Below are 17048 nucleotides of genomic sequence, written 5' to 3'. Positions count from 1 at the left end.
ATCCACAAAATATGCTCGGAAGTGGGCAAGGGATCTGCTCTATTCGGTAGGTGTATCAGCCTTTGCATAGCGGCAAAACACCGTCCGCGGCGCCCGATGGCTATGTGGGTGAATCCGAGAGCCAGATGTCAGTCAGTTTGAGAGCCATTTGGTGACCAACTGGGCCTGGAGTGTCGGTGAAAACGAGTGCCATGCCCCAGCGGGCGGGGCATGGCTCGGCTGGACCCGCTGGTCACGCAGGTGGCGCACGCGCTCCACCGCGCCGTCGCCGATGTGCACGGGCCGGCACTCGCGCGGCCGCCGTCGACGAGCTGGACCTGGCGGGCTACCACCTGCTGCCCGCCACCCGCGCGGACCTGCTCACCCGCCTGGGCCGCACGGGCGTCCGGCGGACGGAGGCCGCGCGGAGGCCTGGCCGACGAGGCCGTGCAGGTGGGCGTAGGCGACCGCGTGGATCCGGTCGCGCAGGTGCAGTTTGCCGAGGATGCGCGACACGTGCGTCTTGACGGTCTCGTCGCCGATGCCGAGGCGGTCGGCGATCTCGGCGTTGCTGTGGGCCTCGGCCAGCAGCAACAACACCTCACGTTCCCGGGTGGTGAGAAGATCCAGGCCGGTCGGGGTGGGGGGCGGGGCGATGCCTTCGGCGAGGCGGGCGCTGAGGCGCCGGGTGACCGACGGGTCGATGAGGGTGTCGCCGCGGGCGGCCACCCGGATGGCTGCGATCAGTTCCTCCGGCGGCAGGCTCTTGAGCAGAAACCCGCCGGCTCCGGCCCGCAGTGCACGATGGACGTAGGTGTCCTGGTCGTAGGTGGTCAGCAGGATCACCTTGGTGGTGTTGGCGGGGTCGGCGAGTATCGCCTCCGTGGCGCGCAGGCCGTCCAGGCGCGGCATGCGGATGTCGATGATCGCCACGTCGGGACGCAGCCGCGACACTTCGTCGACCGCGCTCCGCCCGTCGGCAGCCTCCCCCACGCATACCAGGTCGGCCTGGGTGTCCAGGACGGCGCGCAGGCCGGAGCGGAACATGGCGTGGTCGTCGGCGATCAGGACGCGCAGGGTCACGAGGGGTCCAAGGGGAAGGTCACGGTGGTGATCCAGGTGTTGCCGTCGGGGGCGGGCCCGTAACTGGTCGACCCCGCGAACATGGTGACACGGTTGCGGATGCCCTGCAGGCCACGGTGAGGCGAGTCCGGCCGGGCGCGGATGGCGGGGGCGTTCGCGCCGAGGGGGTTGGAGGTGGTCACGGTGAGCCCGGCGCGGTCGTAGCGCAGTTCGACCTCCGCGACGCCGCCGGCGCCGTGCCGCAGGGCGTTGGCCAGCGTCTCCTGCACCACCCGATAGGCGGCGATGTCCAGTGACTCCGGCAGCCGGGACGGAACGCCGTGGACGCTCACCCGCGCCCGCAGGCCCACGGCGCACAGGGTGTCGAGCAGTTCGGGCAGGTTGTCCAGCCCGGGCTGGCTGTCCTCCTCGGCCGGGTTGCCGTGCAGGACATCCAGCAGGCGTCGCAGGTCCAGCATGGCGGCCCGGCTGGAGGTCTCCACGGCGGTCAGCGATGCCGTCAGGTCCTGGGCGCCGGCCGTCGTGGTGGCCCGCATCCGGGCCACCCCCGCGTGCATGCCGATCGCGCTGACGTGGTGCGAGATCACGTCGTGCAGGTCGCGGGCGATGTTGCTGCGCTCTTCGGCGATGGCCGCGGCCATCGCCTGCCGGGCTTCGGCCTGTTCCCGCTCGGAGCGCTGCTCCAATTCGGCGATGTAGGCGCGGCGCGCGGTGGTGTAACGCCCGACGAGCCAGGGCAGCAGGGCATCGCCCAGGACGTTGAGCAGGAACCGTCCCTGCTCGAAGGGCGCCCCGCCGAGGATCGGCCGCATGGCCGCGCCCGCGGTCAGGCAGAGCAGGGACACCACCGCCGGCGCCCGGTTCAGCCAGGCGCCGACCCGGTAGGCGGAGATGAGCATGCCCGCCCTGTTCAGCAGGGGCACCGGCCTGGGCTCGGCGGGCCCTGCCTGACCGGCATGGGCGAACAGGACCGCGCCCGCCACCATGACGGCCGCCTGGGCGACGGCCACCACGCCCGACAGGCGCGGCGCGCCGGCCAGGGCCGCGTCCACCACGACGATCGCCGCCAGCACGGCCCAACTCCACACCGCCGGAGCGGGGCCGTATCCCATGAACAGGGCGAAGGCCAGGACGTCCACCCCGAGGGTGACAGCGGCGATCATGATCGCCTGGCGGGTCAGCGACCCGCTGACGTCGCGGATGCGGACCGGCCCTGCCCCGCGCCCGCCACGCCCTTCGCTGCCGGACACCGGCACCCCTCCCGTCCTGCGCCGCAACGGGCCCGCGGCTACGTGGGCGGGCCACCATGATCACCCATAATGCCTGGTCATGCAGCATAGGTGGGTCCCCCGTCCGGGGGACCCCCATCCCCTGACACCGTGACGACAGCGGCAGGCGGGCATCCCTAGGCTGCCCGCACGATGAACGACACCGCAGCGCGCACGATGACGGGGCACGACAGCACGGCTCCTCCGCCACGCCGCCTCCGCGCCGTGCTCGCCGTCCTGCTGAGCGGCGTGACGCTGCTGCTCGTCCTGGGCCCGGTGGCCGAAGCGGACTCCGCCGACGGCGCGGACCTGCACGTCGCCCAGACGCTCGGTGATCGGGAGCTGACCGTCATCCTGCGCCGCGTCACCGGCGTGCCCGGGCCGCTGCACGTGGACGTGATCACCCACACGGGCACGGCCGCCGGCCGGCTCGACCTGGCGGTGGTCCCCACCGGCGTCTCCGCCTCCGCGTCCGCCGGCTCGGCGTCGGGCACGACCGTCGACACCGCCGTGGTCACCTTGGGCAGCCGGCCCGGCACCTACTCCGCGGTGCTGGACGTCACCCGGGCCGGGCCGTGGGAGTTGTCGCTGCGCGACGAGAAGAGGACCGCGACGATCCCCTTCGTCGTGCCGAAGCAGGTGACCTCGCCGCCCGAGACCGCGGTGTACCTGGGGTTCAGCGGTGCCGGGCTGCTGGTCCTGGTCGCCGTCCTGGTCGCCGTGCGCGCGCGCCGCGGCTGGTGGACGCTGGTGCCGGGCGGCGCCCTGGTCGCCTGCCTGGCCGTGGCGGTCACCGGCGCGCTGCTGTCGTCCCGGCTGCCGCTGCCGCCGTCCCAGGGCGGGCAGGTCGACGCCACCATCGACGGCGTCACCGATCCCTATGCGTACGTGGAGCAGCAGGTGAGCAACTATTCCCGCCCGCCGGGCACGCTGCTGTTGTCGTCGTCCACCAACCGAGCGGGACAGGTGGCCGATCTGCGGCTCGCCCTCTCCGACGCCGCCACCGGCCTGCCCCTGGACGACATCGTCGTGCACGACGGGGCGCTGCTGCATCTGCTGGTCGTCAGCCCTTCGGGCCGGTTGCGGCATCTGCACCCGGTGCGGACCGGGACCGGCGTGTACGAGGTCCCGTTGTCGCTGCCCGAGGCCGGCCATTACGCGCTCTCCGCCGAGTTCGCCCGCCGGGGCGGCGGCGTCCAGCAGGTGCGCTCCGCCACCGGCATCGACGCGGTATCGGCCGCCCCCGCGCGGACGGAACCGGGCGGTCTCCAGGTGGGCACCGGTCCGCGGACGGTGGCCGGCGTCAAGGTGCGGCTCACGGCGTCCTCGCTGGTGGCGGGCGAGACGGCCGTGCTGACCGCCCGCGTGGGCGACACCGCGACCCTGCAGCCCTGGCTCGGCATGATCGGGCACCTGATCGTCGTCGGCCCGCTCTCTCCTACGGCGGCGGCGGGGACGGGGACGCAGGGTGCCCAGGTCTGGGCCCACTCCCACTCCATGGGCGCGTTGCCGGACGGCCCTCACGAGATGAGCGATCCGGCGGGCACGGGGCACGCGACGCATTCATCCGCCCATGACATGGACGCGGGCATGCCCGGGATGAGCGGACTGACCTCCGTCAACGGCGACAGCACCGCCGACGAGACCGTGGCCGCCTACGGCCCCGACGTCTCCTTCGTCTACACCTTCCCGGCGGCCGGCCACTACCGGGTCTGGATCCAGGCCGAACGCGGCAACACCATCCTGACCGTCCCGTATCTGCTCCACGTCACCGGCGCCGCGGATAAGACGCCATGAGCCGGCGGTTCCTGGTCGCCGCGGTGCTCCTGGCGGGAACCCTGCTCACCGCGTTGTCGGTGCGTGCCCTGTGGGCGCCGTGGTCCGGCACGGCGCAGCCCGCCTCGGATGCCCCGCCCGGTGCGGCGACGCTCACCGGCGGCACCGCCCGCGAGACGGTGACATTGACGGTCTCCACGCCGGTCACCGGCACCACGGCTGTCGACGTCCGGCTCGTGCCGCGCGACGCGGCGGCGACCGGCGGGGCCCCACCGGTGGTCACGGTCTCTGCGGTGCTGCCCACCGCAGGTCACGCGGTACCGGACCACCCCGCTGCGCGGACCGTGGACGGCCGTTACCACGTGGCGGACCTTCCGCTGATGATGCCGGGCCGCTGGCAGGTCGTCGTCGCCGTCGACGGCGACGGCCGCCACGACCGGCTCGTCTTCCCGCTCACCGTCCCCCGTTGATCCCCCCGAAAGGCATGAGCCTGATGGCCCCTGTCCCCGCATCCACGTCCCGGCAGGCGGCCCCGGCCGGCGCGTACACCGTGCTGGCCGGCACCCTGTTGTCGCTGGTCGGCGTCAACTGGGACGTGCAATGGCACGTCGACGTCGGCCCGGACACCTTCTTCACCCTGCCCCACCTCCTGCTGTACTCAGGAAGCGCCGTCGCCGGCGTCGCCAGCCTGGTGATGGTGCTGGGCGCCACCTCCGCGCAGCGGGCCGGGCACCCGCCCGATCCCACGGTCGGCGGCAGCCCGGTCCGGGTTCTCGGCGGCACGTTCACCGCGCCCCTGGGTTACCTCGTCGCCGGGATCGGCGGCGCGTTGTTCCTGCTGTACGGCCTGCTCGACCTGTGGTGGCACTCCCTGTACGGCTTCGACGCCGTCCTGGACTCCCCGCCCCACGTCGCCCTGTTCATCTCCATCAGCCTGACCATGCTCGGCAGCGTCATCGTCTTCGCCGCCGCCCGCGCACGACGGTGGGGGCAGATCGGGCTCATCACCAGCATCCCTGTGCTGATCATGTTCACTCCCCTCACCACGAGCGCCTTCAACAGGCTGGGTCTGCCCGTCAGCCCTCAGCTCGCGAGCAGCGTCTTCTTCGCCGTTTGTTTCGTCCTGATGGGCGCGATGACGCTGCGCCGCTCGCGGGTGGCCGTGTCCATCGCGGTCGTCCTCGGCCTCATGCAGCTGTTCCTCTGGTGGTTCGCGCCGTGGGCGGCGCGGGTTTACGCGGACTACGTGCGCTTGCCGCTGCGCGACAACCTCCTGGACGTCCCGCCGCAGTTGCCCTCGGGCATCCCGATGTTCCTGCTCGCCGCGGCCCTGGTGATCGAAGGGCTGCTCCGGCTCGGACGCGGGCGCGGCTGGCCGGCCCGCTGGCTGCCCCAACTCACCGGCGCGGCCGGCGGCCTGGTGGTGAGCCTGTCGATGCTCGTGCAGACGTCGCTGCTGCGCGCGGGAGGGCCGATGGGCCGGCCCGCCACCTCCGTGACCTCGGTGGTGGCCAACGTGCTCCTCGGGCTGGCACTTGGCGCGCTGGCCGGGTTCCTCGCCGCCCGCTTCGCGGTCCTGCTGCACCTCAACGCTCCCGCCCCCGCCCTCGACCAGGAAGGACGCTGAACCGATGCGTCTCACAACGCTCCTCGCGCCCTGCGTCGTCGGCGCGGTCGTGCTCCTCGCCTCCCCGGCCGCTCAAGCCGAGCCCGAGCCGGAGCAGGCGTACGCGCCGGTCGGGGTCGTCCACACCGAGCGGGTGCAGGCCGGCCCCTACCACCTGACCGTTGGCTTCTCCACCTGGCCGCTGCGCGCCATGCAGTCGCTGGACTTCACCTTCGTCCCCGACGGAGGGCTGACCGGCAAGTCCGGCACCCTCAGCATGACGGGCCCCGGCATGAAGCAAGGGATGCGCAGGACGAGCCCGCTGTCCCGCCACCCACGCAAACGGGACGTCTGGGGCCTGGACATCCACGCCCTGCCCACGGCCGGGCCGTGGAGCTTCACCTTCACTGTGAACGGCCCGCAAGGCCAGGGCACGGCCACGCTCGCCGATGTCACCGTGCTGGAGCAGCCCGGCCCGCCGCTGGCACTGAGCTGGACGTTGTGCACGCTGCCCGTGCTCGGGCTGATCGCCTTCCTGGTCGCCGCCTGGCGACGGCACCGCCCGTCCCGCCGCCTCGCGACGCTGGGCCTCTGACAGCGCGGCGCACGCCCCGGCCAACCTCACAGGGCCATCTCTCAAGCAGAGGTCAGGTGGCCCCCGGCAGCGCGAGCGCGTCCGATTGTGACACCCGGCGGCCGGGCCGGGTCGCTTTTGACCCTGCTCGCAGGCCAGATGCAGCTTGGTGGTCCAGCCGCCGCGGGAACGGCCCAGCGCATGATCGGCCGGTTCGAGACGCTCGCCGCCGGGCGGCTCGGCCTGCAGATCCCCCTTTTACGCGCACCGGCGGCGTGCTGGTGCGCGCGGGTGATGGTGGAATCCACGCTGACGTTCCGGTGATGTGCCCGGCCGCATCGGCCATCGCCTGCAACGCGGTCAAGATCCGCTGCCAGGTCCCGTTGCGTTGCAACCGTCGAAACAGCGCATAGACCGCCTACCAGGATCCGTGGCAGGCGGGCACGTCGCGCCACGGGGCGCCGACTCGCACCTGCCAGCGGATCCCGTCGATCAACTGCCGCTTGCCGAACAGCGATGGCCGTCCCGGCCGCTTGGGCGCAGGTGGCAACGGCTCCAGCACCGCCCACTGCTCATCGGTCGGGTCGAACCGTCTCGTCACCGCTAGGGTGGCCTCCTCACGCGGAGTAACGCATCGATGTTCCCACCGTTATTCCTCAGGTGGCTCCCGAATTCACCAACACGACCCCGGCCCTCTCGGGCGGCACAGAGCCACTGACTGACATCTGGCTCCCCGTTTCACCTACAGAGCCAGCCCGATTTGGTCGCGGACGGTGGATCACTTCGCCGCTGATTAGGCAGGACGAAGAACACCTGCACGGTCGTGGCGGAGCGGGCAGCGACGCAACCGGGCCAGGATCTTCCAGGTCTTCACCCCTGTGGCGGTCAGCGCTTCGATCAGGCCGGCGACGCGGGCCGCGGTCAGGTCATGCGGGGCGCCCCTTGCGGAATGGCCCAGCAGAGCTGAGCGTGCTCTGGCTCCGGCACCCGAAAAGGTCAGAAGACACATGCCTAGGTCCAAGGCTGTAGGGTCTCTCGTTCGCGGGACCGAGGTGCGTGCCGGCGATCGCCACTAGCGTCCACTGTCATGAATGACACCGGGACGTTGGAAGAAGCGTACGGGCGGCTGCACAGGACGGGCCCCGAGTTCGACGGATGGCTGTCCAACCACGGTCCGATGGCGGTCGAATCCATGGTCAGACACGGATACAGCCGTGAAGTGCACCGTTGGCTCGACGCATACGTCGGCCGCCTGGACGAGCTTCCACGCGGCATCTCGCCGATCGACGCCGAGGATTGGCGCGAGGCGCTCGGCGACCCGAACCGTCTCGGCGACTGGCTGACGTACTTCGACAAAGAGTTGGGGCAGCAGCCGTGGCGTGCCGTACTGGAAACCTGGTGGCCACGATTGCTGCCCGGTATCGCGGCCGGAGCCACCCACGGGGTGATTCGCACGGGGCATGCGATCCATGCGTTGTTGCGGCAGCAGGACGAGAGGCGTCTTGCCGAACTGGGCCAGTCACTCGGTTACTGGGCAGCGCGCTGGCAGGCCATCGCGGGCGTCGACGCGCCGTCCGGCGCCGCCGGGCCGGAGCGCGCCTTCGCCGGGATCCCCCGCGTGCCGGACCAGAGCAAGGGCATCAACCATCGCCTCGAACAGCTGGCTGGCATCACCGAGTGGGGCTCCTCGCTCACCGCGCTCAAACCGGCCGCCGACGCCGAGCAAGCTCGTGCGCACCTCACCGGGCTCGCGGACGCGGCGACCCTGCGTTACGCCGCTCACGCGCACGGCAATCCCATCATGCTGGTCCACACCGCGACGGCGCCGACAGCCGTGCTGCGGGCTCTACCCGCGTTGCCTGCCGGTGTATGGGGCGCCAGCCTCAACGCGGCGTGGGCGGCAGGCGCCGCGGTGACCGCCGCCTACGCCCCGGGCGAACCCGCGCCCCGCCGGGATCTGCCTGTTGTCCCCGGATCGGCGGAGGAGGTGTTCGAACTCGCCGTCCGGCACGGGGATGAGCACGTGATCAAACTCGCCGACACGGCCCTGGACGTCTACCACCGCACCAACGATCCCGATGCCCTCGCCGCGGTGGTCCGCGCGGCCGCTCTGATCAAACCCTTCATCTCCTGAACCGGGGAACCGCCGGCCCGTGTAATGCGCTCAACCGGATCGAAAGCAAAGATAAATCGACGCACACTACCGTAGCCATGAAAACACAACGGCATCACAGGGGGAATTCAGCTCATGAATCTACCGAGATCAACGGCTGTCGCGCTGGCAGCTGTCGCGGTGATCGGGCCGCTCCTGTCGACGGCCTCGCCGGCGGCGGCGCAGTCGGTGAGTGCATGGAACTGCACCAGCCTCAGCGGTTCGGGCGAATCGACCGATGACAAGGGCGGCCGAGATGTATGGGCCGAGTGCCACAAGGGCAGCGAGTGGGTGCGGGCGTATTTCCGGGCATACGACGAGAGGTTGGAGCTCGAAGACCACCACGGCAGCGACCCCAACAGCGTGGTGGCCTACCTGACCGTGGCAGGCTCGGGAACAGCGAGGTTCGAGGGCGCGGGCAACCGGGACCTGAGCTACGACGAAGGCAAGGCGGTCTCCGTAAAAGTGTGCACCTCCAGCTCGTCGACAAAGGTCTGCCACACGGAGCACGGGGGAAAGACCTGACTGAAGCGATTAGCGCCCAGCCTTGGCGTGTGTTCTCGGATAGTGACACATTGGGGATCGGCGCTGGTGGGTGCCGGCGAGTCTCGCGCGGCTTGTGCAATCGTTCCTGGATCAGGAACTGGTTCTCGACCGGGGAAATGCGAACGCGGAGGCTCGGGGCAATCTGATGGCGTTCGGCTTCGCCCCGGAGGGCTTCGACGCCGGGTCCGTGGAGCGGGCTCTCGTCGTCGAGCCGAGTGGTCTGCCGTTCCGGGGCAGGTTTCGGCCTGTGGACAGTCCCGCACCGGTGCTCGCACTGATGGCCGCGGACACACTGCCGGGTGCGGTGCCGTGGACTGATCTGCGGGAGGTCACCGCCGAGGAGGACGCCGGCCCGGACGAGCAGATCGAGCACACCTTCCCGGTATTTGCCGTGCAGCTCACCCGGTGAAGTGGGTCGCATCTCGTGAAGTGGTGTGCGGCAGTAACGTACACGGGTTCGGCCTTGTCGGCCGCGCGCAGCTGAAAGGCCCGCCATCAGGACCTCTTCGAGGTCACGGCCGTGGACGCCATGGCCGGCAGGAGCGGCACGTCAGGTCGTGAGGGCGGCCGCAGCTTCCCGGTAGATGACGTCCGGGTCCTCGGACAGCCAAGCCTTCACCTGGCGGCTCCAGTCGTCGGCGAGGACCTCGGGCCGGTGCGCCTCGATCCCGTCGAGGGCCGCCGCGACGATCACCTCGGGGGCGCTCTTGTCGCCCTCGTACCAGGCCATCATGTCGGTGTCGGCAGCGCCCAGGTGCAGTCCCGTCACCAGGGTGCGCTGTTCGGCCAATTCCAGGCGTACGCTGTTGGTGAGCGCCCACTCGGCGGCCTTCGCCGCGTGGTAGGCGCCCGCACCGTCGACGGCGAGCCACGAGATCGCGGACATGACGTTGAGGATCGCGCCGCCGGCCAGTTGGGGCGCGAAGGCGCGGATCATGTTCAGGGTGCCGTAGAAGTGGGTGTCCATCTCGCGGCGAATCGTGTCCAGGTCCCCGGCGACCAGATTTGCTCCGCTCGAGATGCCCGCGTTGTTGATGACGATCTTCACGTCAGGTGCCGCTGCCGCCGCAGCGGCGATCGATTCCGGATCGGTGATGTCCAGGCGCAGCGGGACGACCCCCGGTACGTCGACGAGGTCGGGCCGGCGGGCCGTGGCGTACACCTTGCCGGCGCCGCGGTCGAGGAGGGACAGGACGAATTGCCGGCCCAGGCCCCGGTTGGCCCCGGTGACCAGCACGTGTGCTCCGTTGATCTGCATGCGGATACGCTAGAACCTCACATTGATGTCAGAGGCAAGTCCTGTGAGGGAAGTCACGGCGCGAGCGGAGCCGTCATGGAGTCATCGGCCAGGGCAAAGTCCGACGGGGACAAAGGCTCGATCGGTGCGCTCGTCTTCATGGTCGTTCTTGTCGCGCTTGTTGTCGGCGGGTTCGGCTGGATAGTGCACCGCAACTCGCAATGGGAGCAGATGCAACGCCGTGAGGCTGAGGGCCGCGTGCAGAAAACGGCGGCCGAGGTTTTCCGGGAATTCTCAGCGCTACCGGCGTCGGCCTCCAAGGGGAACTTCCACGAAGTCCTGGCCGGACGCGGGGTCGACCTCACGGCCTACAGCGCTCGGACCGATCGCACCGATGTGGTGATCAGAATCCACGCGTACGCCGATACACAGCATGGCCGGCTCGCCCACCTGCGGAAATGCTTCGCCTACACCCTCATGTTCTCGGATGCGGCCAAGTCGTCGTATCGGAGCGTGGCATGCGGGCCCGGATGGAGCGTCTGGGACTTGGCGATGTGACCTTCACGCTTGTTGCCGCTCCAGAATGCGGCATGTCGGTGGAATCAGCCGAGTTGTTCGGTCAGCCGTTCCAGACCACCCTTGATGAGCCGCGCATATTCGTCGTCGCCGAGCGCGCCGATCGTGGCCTGTGCGTGCTGGAGATGCTCACGGGCGCGGTCGAGATCGCCCAGCTTGCGGTAGCACTCGCCCAGGTTGAGGTGCAACGACGGGTAGAGGCCGGCCACCGGAAACGCCACCCCGGCGTGCGCCACCCGCTCATCGGTGATCGAATCGGCGGCGGCGAGCGCTCGCAGGTCCCACAGCAGCTCCTGCTGCACGTCGTCCTGCACGTCGGCCATCGAGTGGGCGAGGACGCAGATGTGCAGCGGGTCGCCCTGCTCGCCGCCGATGTCATCCCAGATCTGTGCGAACAGGTCGCGGGCGGCCTCACGCTGGCCTTGGTGGTGGTGCAGCTCCACCGCCTGGCCGATCCGGGTGAGCGTGGTGTCGGTGATCACGGTCACTCCTTCATCGGCGGGATGCGAACGTACATTGAATCATTTCACCGTTGACCCCGAGGGGAACTCCTCGATGCCGAGCACCAGCAGCAGCTCAAGCCGCTCGCGCGTCTCGGCGTCCGCGGGGGTGAGCACCAGCAGCTGCTGACCCTGATCGGGAGTGACCAGGGTCTCGCAGTCCATGGTCAGCCGGCCGACTCTCGCGTGCAGCACGGTCTTGCGGTCGGCGCGCCGGACCGCCACCTCGTGCTCGGCCCAGAGCCGGCGGAAGTCGGCGCTCGCGGCCTGCAAACGGTCGACGAGCCCCTCGACCACCGGGTCGCCGGACCGGCGGCCGGCGACCGCACGCAGGTCGGCCACCAGCTGGCGGGTCTGGTGGTCGTGCTCCTCGGACGGGTAAGTGGCTCGGGAGGCGGGCTCGGTGAACCAGCGGTACACGACGTAGCGCCGGTCGCCGGAGAAGCCGGTGTGGTCGCCTGTCAGCAGGAGGGCCGCCCGGTTCTGGGCGAGAACCTCGCTCAGGTCGGACAGCACCATGGCCGGGTTGTCACCGAGCAGGTTGAGCATGCGCATCAGGCCCGCGCGGGCCAGGCGGGCCACCCCGTCGGCGGGCGGTGGCCGGTGGCCGGCCAGGTGGAACAGATGGTCGCGCTCGTCGTCGGACAGGCGCAACGCCCGGGCCAGCGCGCCGAGCAGCTGGGTCGACGGCTGGCTGCTGCGGCCCTGCTCGAGGCGTACGACATAGTCCACCGACATGCCGGCGAGCATCGCCACCTCTTCCCGGCGCAGGCCGGCGGTGCGGCGGCGAGGGCTGTCGGCCAGACCCACCTCCGTCGGCCGGATCGCCTCGCGGCGGCGGCGGAGGAAGTCGGCGAGCTGGACACGTTGCATGCCTTCATCCTGCCTCGCGGGGCAACGGCCGAGCCAGGGAGCGGCTCTCCCATGATGAACGCTCCGCTTTCGCGCCTGCCTGCCCGGGCACAGCATGGTGGCGACATCGACAACGAGGGGTGAATGTGATGCAGCGACGAACCCTGGGCCGCACAGGTCCGGCCGTTTCCGCGCTGGGCCTGGGTGCGATGGGGATGTCGGACGCTTACGGCGCAACCGACCGGGCCGAGAGCATCGCAACGGTGCACGCCGCGCTGGACAGCGGCGTCACGCTGATCGACACCGGCGACTTCTACGCCATGGGCCACAACGAGATGCTGCTCGCCGAGGCGCTGCGCGGCCGGGACCGCGACAGCTACCAGCTGAGCGTCAAGTTCGGCGCCCTGCGAGGGCCGGGCCGCGAGTTCGGGGGGCAGGACAACCGTCCCGAGGCGGTCAAGAACTTCCTGGCCTACTCGCTGACCCGGCTGGGCACCGACCACATCGACGTCTACCGCCCCGCCCGCCTGGACCCGGCGGTGCCGATCGAGGAGACGGTGGGCGCGATCAAGGACATGGTCGACGCGGGATACGTACGGCACATCGGCCTGTCGGAGGTCGATGCGGCGACGATCCGCCGGGCGCACGCCGTGCACCCGATCGCCGACCTGCAGATCGAGTACTCACTGATCTCCCGCGCGGTGGAGGCGGACGTCCTGCCCACACTGCGGGAGCTCGGCATCGGCCTGACCGCCTACGGCGTGCTCAGCCGCGGCCTCATCTCGGGGCACTGGTCCGCCGACCGCGCCGCCCGCCCCGGCGACGTGCGCGGCTTCAGCCCGCGCTTCTCCGGCGAGAACGTGGAGCACAACCTCGCCCTCGTGGAGGCCCTGCGCCGGGTCGCCGAGGCGAAGGGCTGCACCGTCGCCCAGCTGGCCATCGCCTGGGTGGCCGCGCGGGGCGAGGACATCGTGCCGCTGGTCGGCGCCCGTACGCGGGAGCGGCTGGCCGAGGCGCTGCCCGCGATGGACCTGCGCCTCACCGCGGACGACCTCGCGGAGATCGAGAAGGCGGTGCCGCCGAACGCGGCCCGCGGCGACCGGTACCCGTCCGCGTTCATGGCCGACCTCGGCGTGGGCAACTGAACAGTCCGGCGGCGGTCACGCGGGGAAGTCCAGGCGGTAGAAGACGGCCATCCTGCGCATGAACGGCAGCGCTCTCGCCACCGCGACCAGCGCGCGGTAGCCGGGCTTGAGCCTTTCGTATCCCGGCAGGTCGAACGCGCTCAGTTCGGTGACGACGCGTAACCGGGGGTCGATGGCCTCGAGGTCGGCACGGTTGTCCACTCCCCAGTGCAGGGTCGCGCCGGCGAGCCGGACCACCCGGTTGATCTTCTGCCACTTGATGCCGCGCCTGCTGAACGCGTCGAACACGAACCGGCCGGAGGGGAACCGGTCGATGATCGCGCGGAACAGCGCGTGGCCTTCTCCCTCTTCGAGGTACATGGTCAGGCCCTCGGCGACGACCAGTACGGGAAGGTCGCCCTCCACCCGGTCGAGCCAGGCCAGGTCGGTGACCGACGAGGGGATCACGGTGTGGTGGTCGCGTGCCGGGTAGAGGCGCTCGCGCAGGTCGATGACCTCCGGGAAGTCCACGTCGTACCAGTGCACGCCCGGCCCGGGGTCGACGCGGTGGACCCGGGTGTCCATGCCGCACCCCAGGTGCAGCACGATCGCCTCCGGATGCTCGGCGAGGAAGTCGCGCGTCCAGTCGTCCAGGTGTCTGGCGCGCATGGCGACGGTCACGGCGTCGCCGCGCCTCAAGCCGACTTTCGTGAAGTCGGTGTCGATGGCGCGCATCGCTTCGAGCGCCATCGTGTCGCCCAGGATGGGGGTGGGGGATTCGGCGTCCACGGCCCGGCCGTACAGAGTGGCGAGCATCGTCGCCTTCTCGCCACTCAGCTGCACCTTCTGCATGGACGTCAGGCTACGCCCCTCGGTGTACGCGGACGGAGTGGTCGATGAGCTCGCGCAGCGCGCCGAGGTCGACGTCGGACAACCGCTTCAGGTAGAGGCATCCCTTGCCCGCCTTGTACGGCCCGAGGCGGGCGAGCGCCGCGGGACAGCGGTCCTCGTACCCGGCGACCAGGTAGACGACCAGGTGCGCCTTGCGCGGGGAGAAGCCGGTCAGGGGCGCGTCTCCCTCGTGGCCGCTGGCGTAGCGGTAGTGATAGGCGCCGAACCCGACGATGCTCGTGCCCCACATCGCCGGCGGCTCCCCGGTGATCTCCGCCATGAGCGAGGACACCTGCTCGGCGTCCGCTCGCCGGGTCTCGACCGGCACCGCGGCCAGGAACTCCTCGACCGATGCGCCGGTGGGGCTCATGGCGGGTGCCTTCTTCGGCGCTGGACTCATGAGGACATCATCCTCCACGTGGTCGCCGCGCGGGGCGCCGGTCAGGTCCCCGCGCGGGACCGGGTGTCAGGACAGGCGGCCCTTGCGGCGCAGGTATTCGGGGTTCTCGACGGCGCGGGCCATCGTCTCGATGGCCAGCTGGGCGCCGAGCTGGGAGGTGACGTTGGAGGCCACGTCCAGCATCGGGTTGATCTCCACGACGTCGAAACCGACGAGCTCGTGCTCGCGGACGATCGCGAAGATCGTCTGGCGGAGTTCCTCGTACGACATGCCGTCCGCCTCGGCGGAGGCGCATCCGGGCACGAGCGGCATGTCGAGCACGTCGATGTCGACGCTGACGTACACCTTCCTGCCCTTGGGCAGGGTCGCGAGCACGTCGTCGATGCCGGCCTTCCTGAAGCCCTTCATGGTGAACACGTCGTTGCCGTTGGCGCGGCTCTCGGCGAGGTCGTCCTGGGCGGCCCGCATGCCGCGGCTGCCGATCTGGACGATCTTCTCGACGTTCGGCAGTTTCCCGATCTTGAGCATGGGGCTGCCGTTGCCGTATTCGGCGCCGTGGATGAAGGGCCGGTAGTCGAGGTGCGCGTCGAAGTGGACGACGCAGACCGGCTCCTCGTAGGCCCGCACCACGCCGTAGGTGACCGAGTGCTCGCCGCCGAGGACGATGGGGACGGCTCCGGCCTCCAGGATCTGGGCGGTGTTGCGGGTGATGTTCTTGAAGGTCTGCTCGGGGTTGGAGTAGATGATGTCGACGTCGCCGCAGTCCACGATGCGCTGGTTCGCGGTTTCGTACTCGAGGAAGCGCCTGTCCTCCTCAATGTCGAAATATCCGGACCTGGCCTGCATGCGGCCGTAGCCGGCGTACCGTACCGACTGCTCCCGGATCGCCCGCGGTGCCATCCGCGCGCCCGGGTACCAGGGAGAGCCCTCGTCGTTGGGCACCCCCAGGATGGCCAGGTCGGCATCCAGCTGGGAGAGGTCGCTCACGATGGGCGACCGCTGGAAGCTCGGGATGCCAACGAACGGAAGGTTGAGCCGTAGATCCGACATAGTGCGTGATTTTCCTTCTTGTAGGTGATGCGTCAGGCATCCAGCCGCAGCTCAAGACGGCGAGCGACGCGGCTGAGCCCATAGTTGAGCAGGAAGTAGCAGACGGCGGCGAAGCCGAGCACCGCGAACGGCTCGGTCAGCAGCCGGGAGTTGGTGACCTCGACCCGGTGGAAGAACTCGAAGACCCCGATGATCGAGACCAGCGAGGTGTCCTTGATCAGCTTGATGAACTCCGACACCAGTGCCGGGGCCATGCGGCGCAGCGCCTGGGGCAGCACCACGTCACGCATCGTGCTCGCCTGGGACAGGCCGGAGGCGCGCGCGGCCTCCCACTGCCCGGGCGGCACGGAGGCGATGCCGGCGTGGACGATCTCCGCCAGATAGGCGCTGGTGAACACGCCCAGCGCGACCACACCCGCCCAGAAGGGGGTCAGGTCGAACCCGAGGTCCGCCAGGACGAAATAGCAGTAGAGGATGAAAACGATCAGTGGCGCGCTGCGGATGAGCTGGATGTAGCCGATCGCCGGCCACCGGACGAGCCGCGAGCGGGCCGAGCGCATCGCGCCCGCCAGCACGCCGAGCACGGAGCTGAGCACGATGGCCAGCACCGCCAGCTTCGCCGTCTCCCAGAGCCCGGCCAGCATGAACGGCAGGTTGTCGATGATCGCGCCCATGGTCACGCCTCCAACGCCGGCGTTGGGGTGGCGGTCCTGGCGCCCGGCCGCATCCTGGTCAGCATTCCCCGGACGATCAGAGCCAGCAGCGCGGACTCGGCCAGGCAGATCACGATGAAGATGACGAGCGCAGCGGTGTAGGCCTCGAATGCGGCGAAGGTGGCCGACTCGATCTGCTGCGCCTGGAAGACCAGGTCGGTGACGCCGATGGCCATGACGACGGAGGTGTTCTTGGTGGCGCTGATGTACTGGTTGCCGATCGCGGGGAAGGCCAGCGCGAACGCCTGCGGCAACACCACCGCGCGCATCGCCGTCCAGTAGCCGAGGCCGCCGGCCCTGGCCGCCTCCAGCTGCCCTCTGGGCACCGACTGGATCCCGCTGCGCAGCGCCTCCGCCACGTACGCCGAGGTGTAGATCGTCAGGCCGAGCAGCCCGGCGAGGAACTGGTTGCTGTAGACCGGGTTCAGCGGCGCGGCAGCGGCCCTGACAAGGTCCAGGCTGAACATGCCGAAGCTCCAGAAGACCAGCTGCACGAGCAGCGGCACGTTACGGAAGAACTCGACGTAGGCGGAGAGCAGCCAGCGAAGTGGCGCGAGCGCGGGTGCTGTCGACACGCGGCCGAGCGCCACCAGCGTGCCCACCACCGTGGAGCCGATGATGGCGAGCACGGCGAGCTGGAGGCTCACCCACGCGCCGTGCAGCAGGAAGCTCCTGCCCGGATCCTCGAGCACCACGGACCAGCTGAGGTCGTTGAACATGG

21 protein-coding genes are annotated in these 17048 nt (G+C 70.1%); 10 read left to right on the top strand and 11 right to left on the bottom strand.

What is annotated here, in order from left to right; translation table 11 throughout:
- Positions 1-360: 360 nt before the first annotated feature.
- Positions 361-1062 (bottom strand): response regulator, encoded by a 702-nt coding sequence (locus ACZ6SA_RS34155; protein WP_465832848.1) that lies wholly within the window; start codon positions 1060-1062, stop codon positions 361-363.
- The gene (locus ACZ6SA_RS34150; protein WP_465832846.1) at positions 1059-2312 is read right to left on the bottom strand and encodes a sensor histidine kinase; all 1254 of its coding nucleotides are present in this window, start codon (positions 2310-2312) and stop codon (positions 1059-1061) included. The genes ACZ6SA_RS34155 and ACZ6SA_RS34150 overlap by 4 nt, the downstream gene beginning before the upstream one ends.
- 171 nt (positions 2313-2483) lie before the next feature.
- Here ACZ6SA_RS34150 and ACZ6SA_RS34145 point away from each other — a divergent pair, with 171 nt between their 5' ends.
- From ACZ6SA_RS34145 to ACZ6SA_RS34125, 5 genes are all read left to right on the top strand, one after another.
- On the top strand, positions 2484-4127 hold the full coding sequence (locus ACZ6SA_RS34145) for a hypothetical protein (RefSeq protein ID WP_465832844.1): 1644 nt from the start codon (positions 2484-2486) through the stop codon (positions 4125-4127).
- Entirely contained in the window at positions 4124-4576 is a 453-nt protein-coding gene (locus tag ACZ6SA_RS34140; protein ID WP_347646004.1) for a hypothetical protein, read from the top strand. The genes ACZ6SA_RS34145 and ACZ6SA_RS34140 overlap by 4 nt, the downstream gene beginning before the upstream one ends.
- Positions 4573-5733 carry a hypothetical protein gene (locus ACZ6SA_RS34135; protein WP_465832842.1) on the top strand — a complete coding sequence of 387 codons (1161 nt, stop codon included), beginning with the start codon at positions 4573-4575 and terminating at the stop codon, positions 5731-5733. Before ACZ6SA_RS34140 ends, ACZ6SA_RS34135 begins: the two co-directional genes overlap by 4 nt.
- A 4-nt stretch (positions 5734-5737) precedes the next feature.
- Positions 5738-6307 (top strand): hypothetical protein, encoded by a 570-nt coding sequence (locus ACZ6SA_RS34130; RefSeq protein WP_347646002.1) that lies wholly within the window; start codon positions 5738-5740, stop codon positions 6305-6307.
- Positions 6308-6424: 117 nt separating this feature from the next.
- Positions 6425-6610, top strand: coding sequence for a hypothetical protein (locus ACZ6SA_RS34125; RefSeq protein WP_347646001.1), 186 nt, complete (start codon positions 6425-6427; stop codon positions 6608-6610).
- A gap of 94 nt (positions 6611-6704) precedes the next feature.
- Here the strand turns inward: ACZ6SA_RS34125 and ACZ6SA_RS34120 are convergent, their stop codons facing one another.
- The gene (locus ACZ6SA_RS34120) at positions 6705-6887 is read right to left on the bottom strand and encodes a transposase (RefSeq protein WP_465832839.1); all 183 of its coding nucleotides are present in this window, start codon (positions 6885-6887) and stop codon (positions 6705-6707) included.
- Positions 6888-7373: 486 nt separating this feature from the next.
- Between ACZ6SA_RS34120 and ACZ6SA_RS34115 the strand changes: the two genes are divergently transcribed.
- The 3 genes from ACZ6SA_RS34115 to ACZ6SA_RS34105 all read left to right on the top strand — a co-directional run bounded on the left by ACZ6SA_RS34115 (position 7374) and on the right by ACZ6SA_RS34105 (position 9393).
- Entirely contained in the window at positions 7374-8420 is a 1047-nt protein-coding gene (locus tag ACZ6SA_RS34115; protein WP_465832837.1) for a questin oxidase family protein, read from the top strand.
- A 159-nt stretch (positions 8421-8579) separates the two neighbouring features.
- A complete protein-coding gene (locus ACZ6SA_RS34110; protein WP_347645997.1) occupies positions 8580-8963 on the top strand; it encodes a hypothetical protein in 384 nt (127 codons plus the stop codon).
- Between the two features lie 94 nt (positions 8964-9057).
- Positions 9058-9393 carry a hypothetical protein gene (locus ACZ6SA_RS34105; protein WP_465832835.1) on the top strand — a complete coding sequence of 112 codons (336 nt, stop codon included), beginning with the start codon at positions 9058-9060 and terminating at the stop codon, positions 9391-9393.
- A 141-nt stretch (positions 9394-9534) separates the two neighbouring features.
- On the opposite strand, the gene ACZ6SA_RS34100 is transcribed toward ACZ6SA_RS34105, so the two are convergent.
- On the bottom strand, positions 9535-10242 hold the full coding sequence (locus tag ACZ6SA_RS34100; protein WP_465832833.1) for an SDR family oxidoreductase: 708 nt from the start codon (positions 10240-10242) through the stop codon (positions 9535-9537).
- A gap of 75 nt (positions 10243-10317) precedes the next feature.
- On the opposite strand from ACZ6SA_RS34100, the gene ACZ6SA_RS34095 reads away from it, so the two are divergent.
- Positions 10318-10779, top strand: a complete 462-nt coding sequence (locus ACZ6SA_RS34095) for a hypothetical protein (protein ID WP_465832831.1) — start codon at positions 10318-10320, stop codon at positions 10777-10779.
- A gap of 44 nt (positions 10780-10823) precedes the next feature.
- Here ACZ6SA_RS34095 and ACZ6SA_RS34090 read toward each other — a convergent pair whose 3' ends face one another.
- Together ACZ6SA_RS34090 and ACZ6SA_RS34085 are read right to left on the bottom strand one after the other, a co-directional pair.
- Positions 10824-11279, bottom strand: a complete 456-nt coding sequence (locus tag ACZ6SA_RS34090) for a tetratricopeptide repeat protein (protein ID WP_465832829.1) — start codon at positions 11277-11279, stop codon at positions 10824-10826.
- 39 nt (positions 11280-11318) lie between these two features.
- Positions 11319-12170 (bottom strand): helix-turn-helix transcriptional regulator, encoded by an 852-nt coding sequence (locus ACZ6SA_RS34085; protein WP_347645993.1) that lies wholly within the window; start codon positions 12168-12170, stop codon positions 11319-11321.
- 128 nt (positions 12171-12298) lie between these two features.
- On the opposite strand from ACZ6SA_RS34085, the gene ACZ6SA_RS34080 reads away from it, so the two are divergent.
- Entirely contained in the window at positions 12299-13294 is a 996-nt protein-coding gene (locus ACZ6SA_RS34080) for an aldo/keto reductase (protein ID WP_347645992.1), read from the top strand.
- A gap of 15 nt (positions 13295-13309) precedes the next feature.
- On the opposite strand, the gene ACZ6SA_RS34075 is transcribed toward ACZ6SA_RS34080, so the two are convergent.
- The 5 genes from ACZ6SA_RS34075 to ACZ6SA_RS34055 all read right to left on the bottom strand — a co-directional run bounded on the left by ACZ6SA_RS34075 (position 13310) and on the right by ACZ6SA_RS34055 (position 17046).
- Complete coding sequence (locus tag ACZ6SA_RS34075) at positions 13310-14125, bottom strand: class I SAM-dependent methyltransferase (protein ID WP_347645991.1); 816 nt, start codon at positions 14123-14125, stop codon at positions 13310-13312.
- 10 nt (positions 14126-14135) lie between these two features.
- Positions 14136-14564 carry a DUF1801 domain-containing protein gene (locus tag ACZ6SA_RS34070; RefSeq protein ID WP_347645990.1) on the bottom strand — a complete coding sequence of 143 codons (429 nt, stop codon included), beginning with the start codon at positions 14562-14564 and terminating at the stop codon, positions 14136-14138.
- A 66-nt stretch (positions 14565-14630) separates the two neighbouring features.
- Entirely contained in the window at positions 14631-15614 is a 984-nt protein-coding gene (locus ACZ6SA_RS34065) for an arginase family protein (RefSeq protein WP_465832825.1), read from the bottom strand.
- Between the two features lie 32 nt (positions 15615-15646).
- Entirely contained in the window at positions 15647-16288 is a 642-nt protein-coding gene (locus ACZ6SA_RS34060) for an amino acid ABC transporter permease (RefSeq protein WP_347645988.1), read from the bottom strand.
- Positions 16289-16290: 2 nt separating this feature from the next.
- A complete protein-coding gene (locus ACZ6SA_RS34055; RefSeq protein WP_465832823.1) occupies positions 16291-17046 on the bottom strand; it encodes an amino acid ABC transporter permease in 756 nt (251 codons plus the stop codon).
- Positions 17047-17048: the final 2 nt, after the last annotated feature.

This window comes from Nonomuraea sp. NPDC049378, from assembly GCF_055586745.1.
This window is presented reverse-complemented; position numbering and strand designations above follow the sequence as displayed.

Coding starts and splice junctions, on each gene's coding strand:
- ACZ6SA_RS34130 (WP_347646002.1), top strand. CDS start 5,738: ATGCGTCTCACAACGCTCCTCGCGCCCTGCGTCGTCGGCGCGGTCGTG.
- ACZ6SA_RS34070 (WP_347645990.1), bottom strand. CDS start 14,564: ATGAGTCCAGCGCCGAAGAAGGCACCCGCCATGAGCCCCACCGGCGCA.
- ACZ6SA_RS34055 (WP_465832823.1), bottom strand. CDS start 17,046: ATGTTCAACGACCTCAGCTGGTCCGTGGTGCTCGAGGATCCGGGCAGG.
- ACZ6SA_RS34140 (WP_347646004.1), top strand. CDS start 4,124: ATGAGCCGGCGGTTCCTGGTCGCCGCGGTGCTCCTGGCGGGAACCCTG.
- ACZ6SA_RS34065 (WP_465832825.1), bottom strand. CDS start 15,614: ATGTCGGATCTACGGCTCAACCTTCCGTTCGTTGGCATCCCGAGCTTC.
- ACZ6SA_RS34080 (WP_347645992.1), top strand. CDS start 12,299: ATGCAGCGACGAACCCTGGGCCGCACAGGTCCGGCCGTTTCCGCGCTG.
- ACZ6SA_RS34095 (WP_465832831.1), top strand. CDS start 10,318: ATGGAGTCATCGGCCAGGGCAAAGTCCGACGGGGACAAAGGCTCGATC.
- ACZ6SA_RS34115 (WP_465832837.1), top strand. CDS start 7,374: ATGAATGACACCGGGACGTTGGAAGAAGCGTACGGGCGGCTGCACAGG.
- ACZ6SA_RS34060 (WP_347645988.1), bottom strand. CDS start 16,288: ATGGGCGCGATCATCGACAACCTGCCGTTCATGCTGGCCGGGCTCTGG.
- ACZ6SA_RS34075 (WP_347645991.1), bottom strand. CDS start 14,125: ATGCAGAAGGTGCAGCTGAGTGGCGAGAAGGCGACGATGCTCGCCACT.
- ACZ6SA_RS34145 (WP_465832844.1), top strand. CDS start 2,484: ATGAACGACACCGCAGCGCGCACGATGACGGGGCACGACAGCACGGCT.
- ACZ6SA_RS34085 (WP_347645993.1), bottom strand. CDS start 12,170: ATGCAACGTGTCCAGCTCGCCGACTTCCTCCGCCGCCGCCGCGAGGCG.
- ACZ6SA_RS34100 (WP_465832833.1), bottom strand. CDS start 10,242: ATGCAGATCAACGGAGCACACGTGCTGGTCACCGGGGCCAACCGGGGC.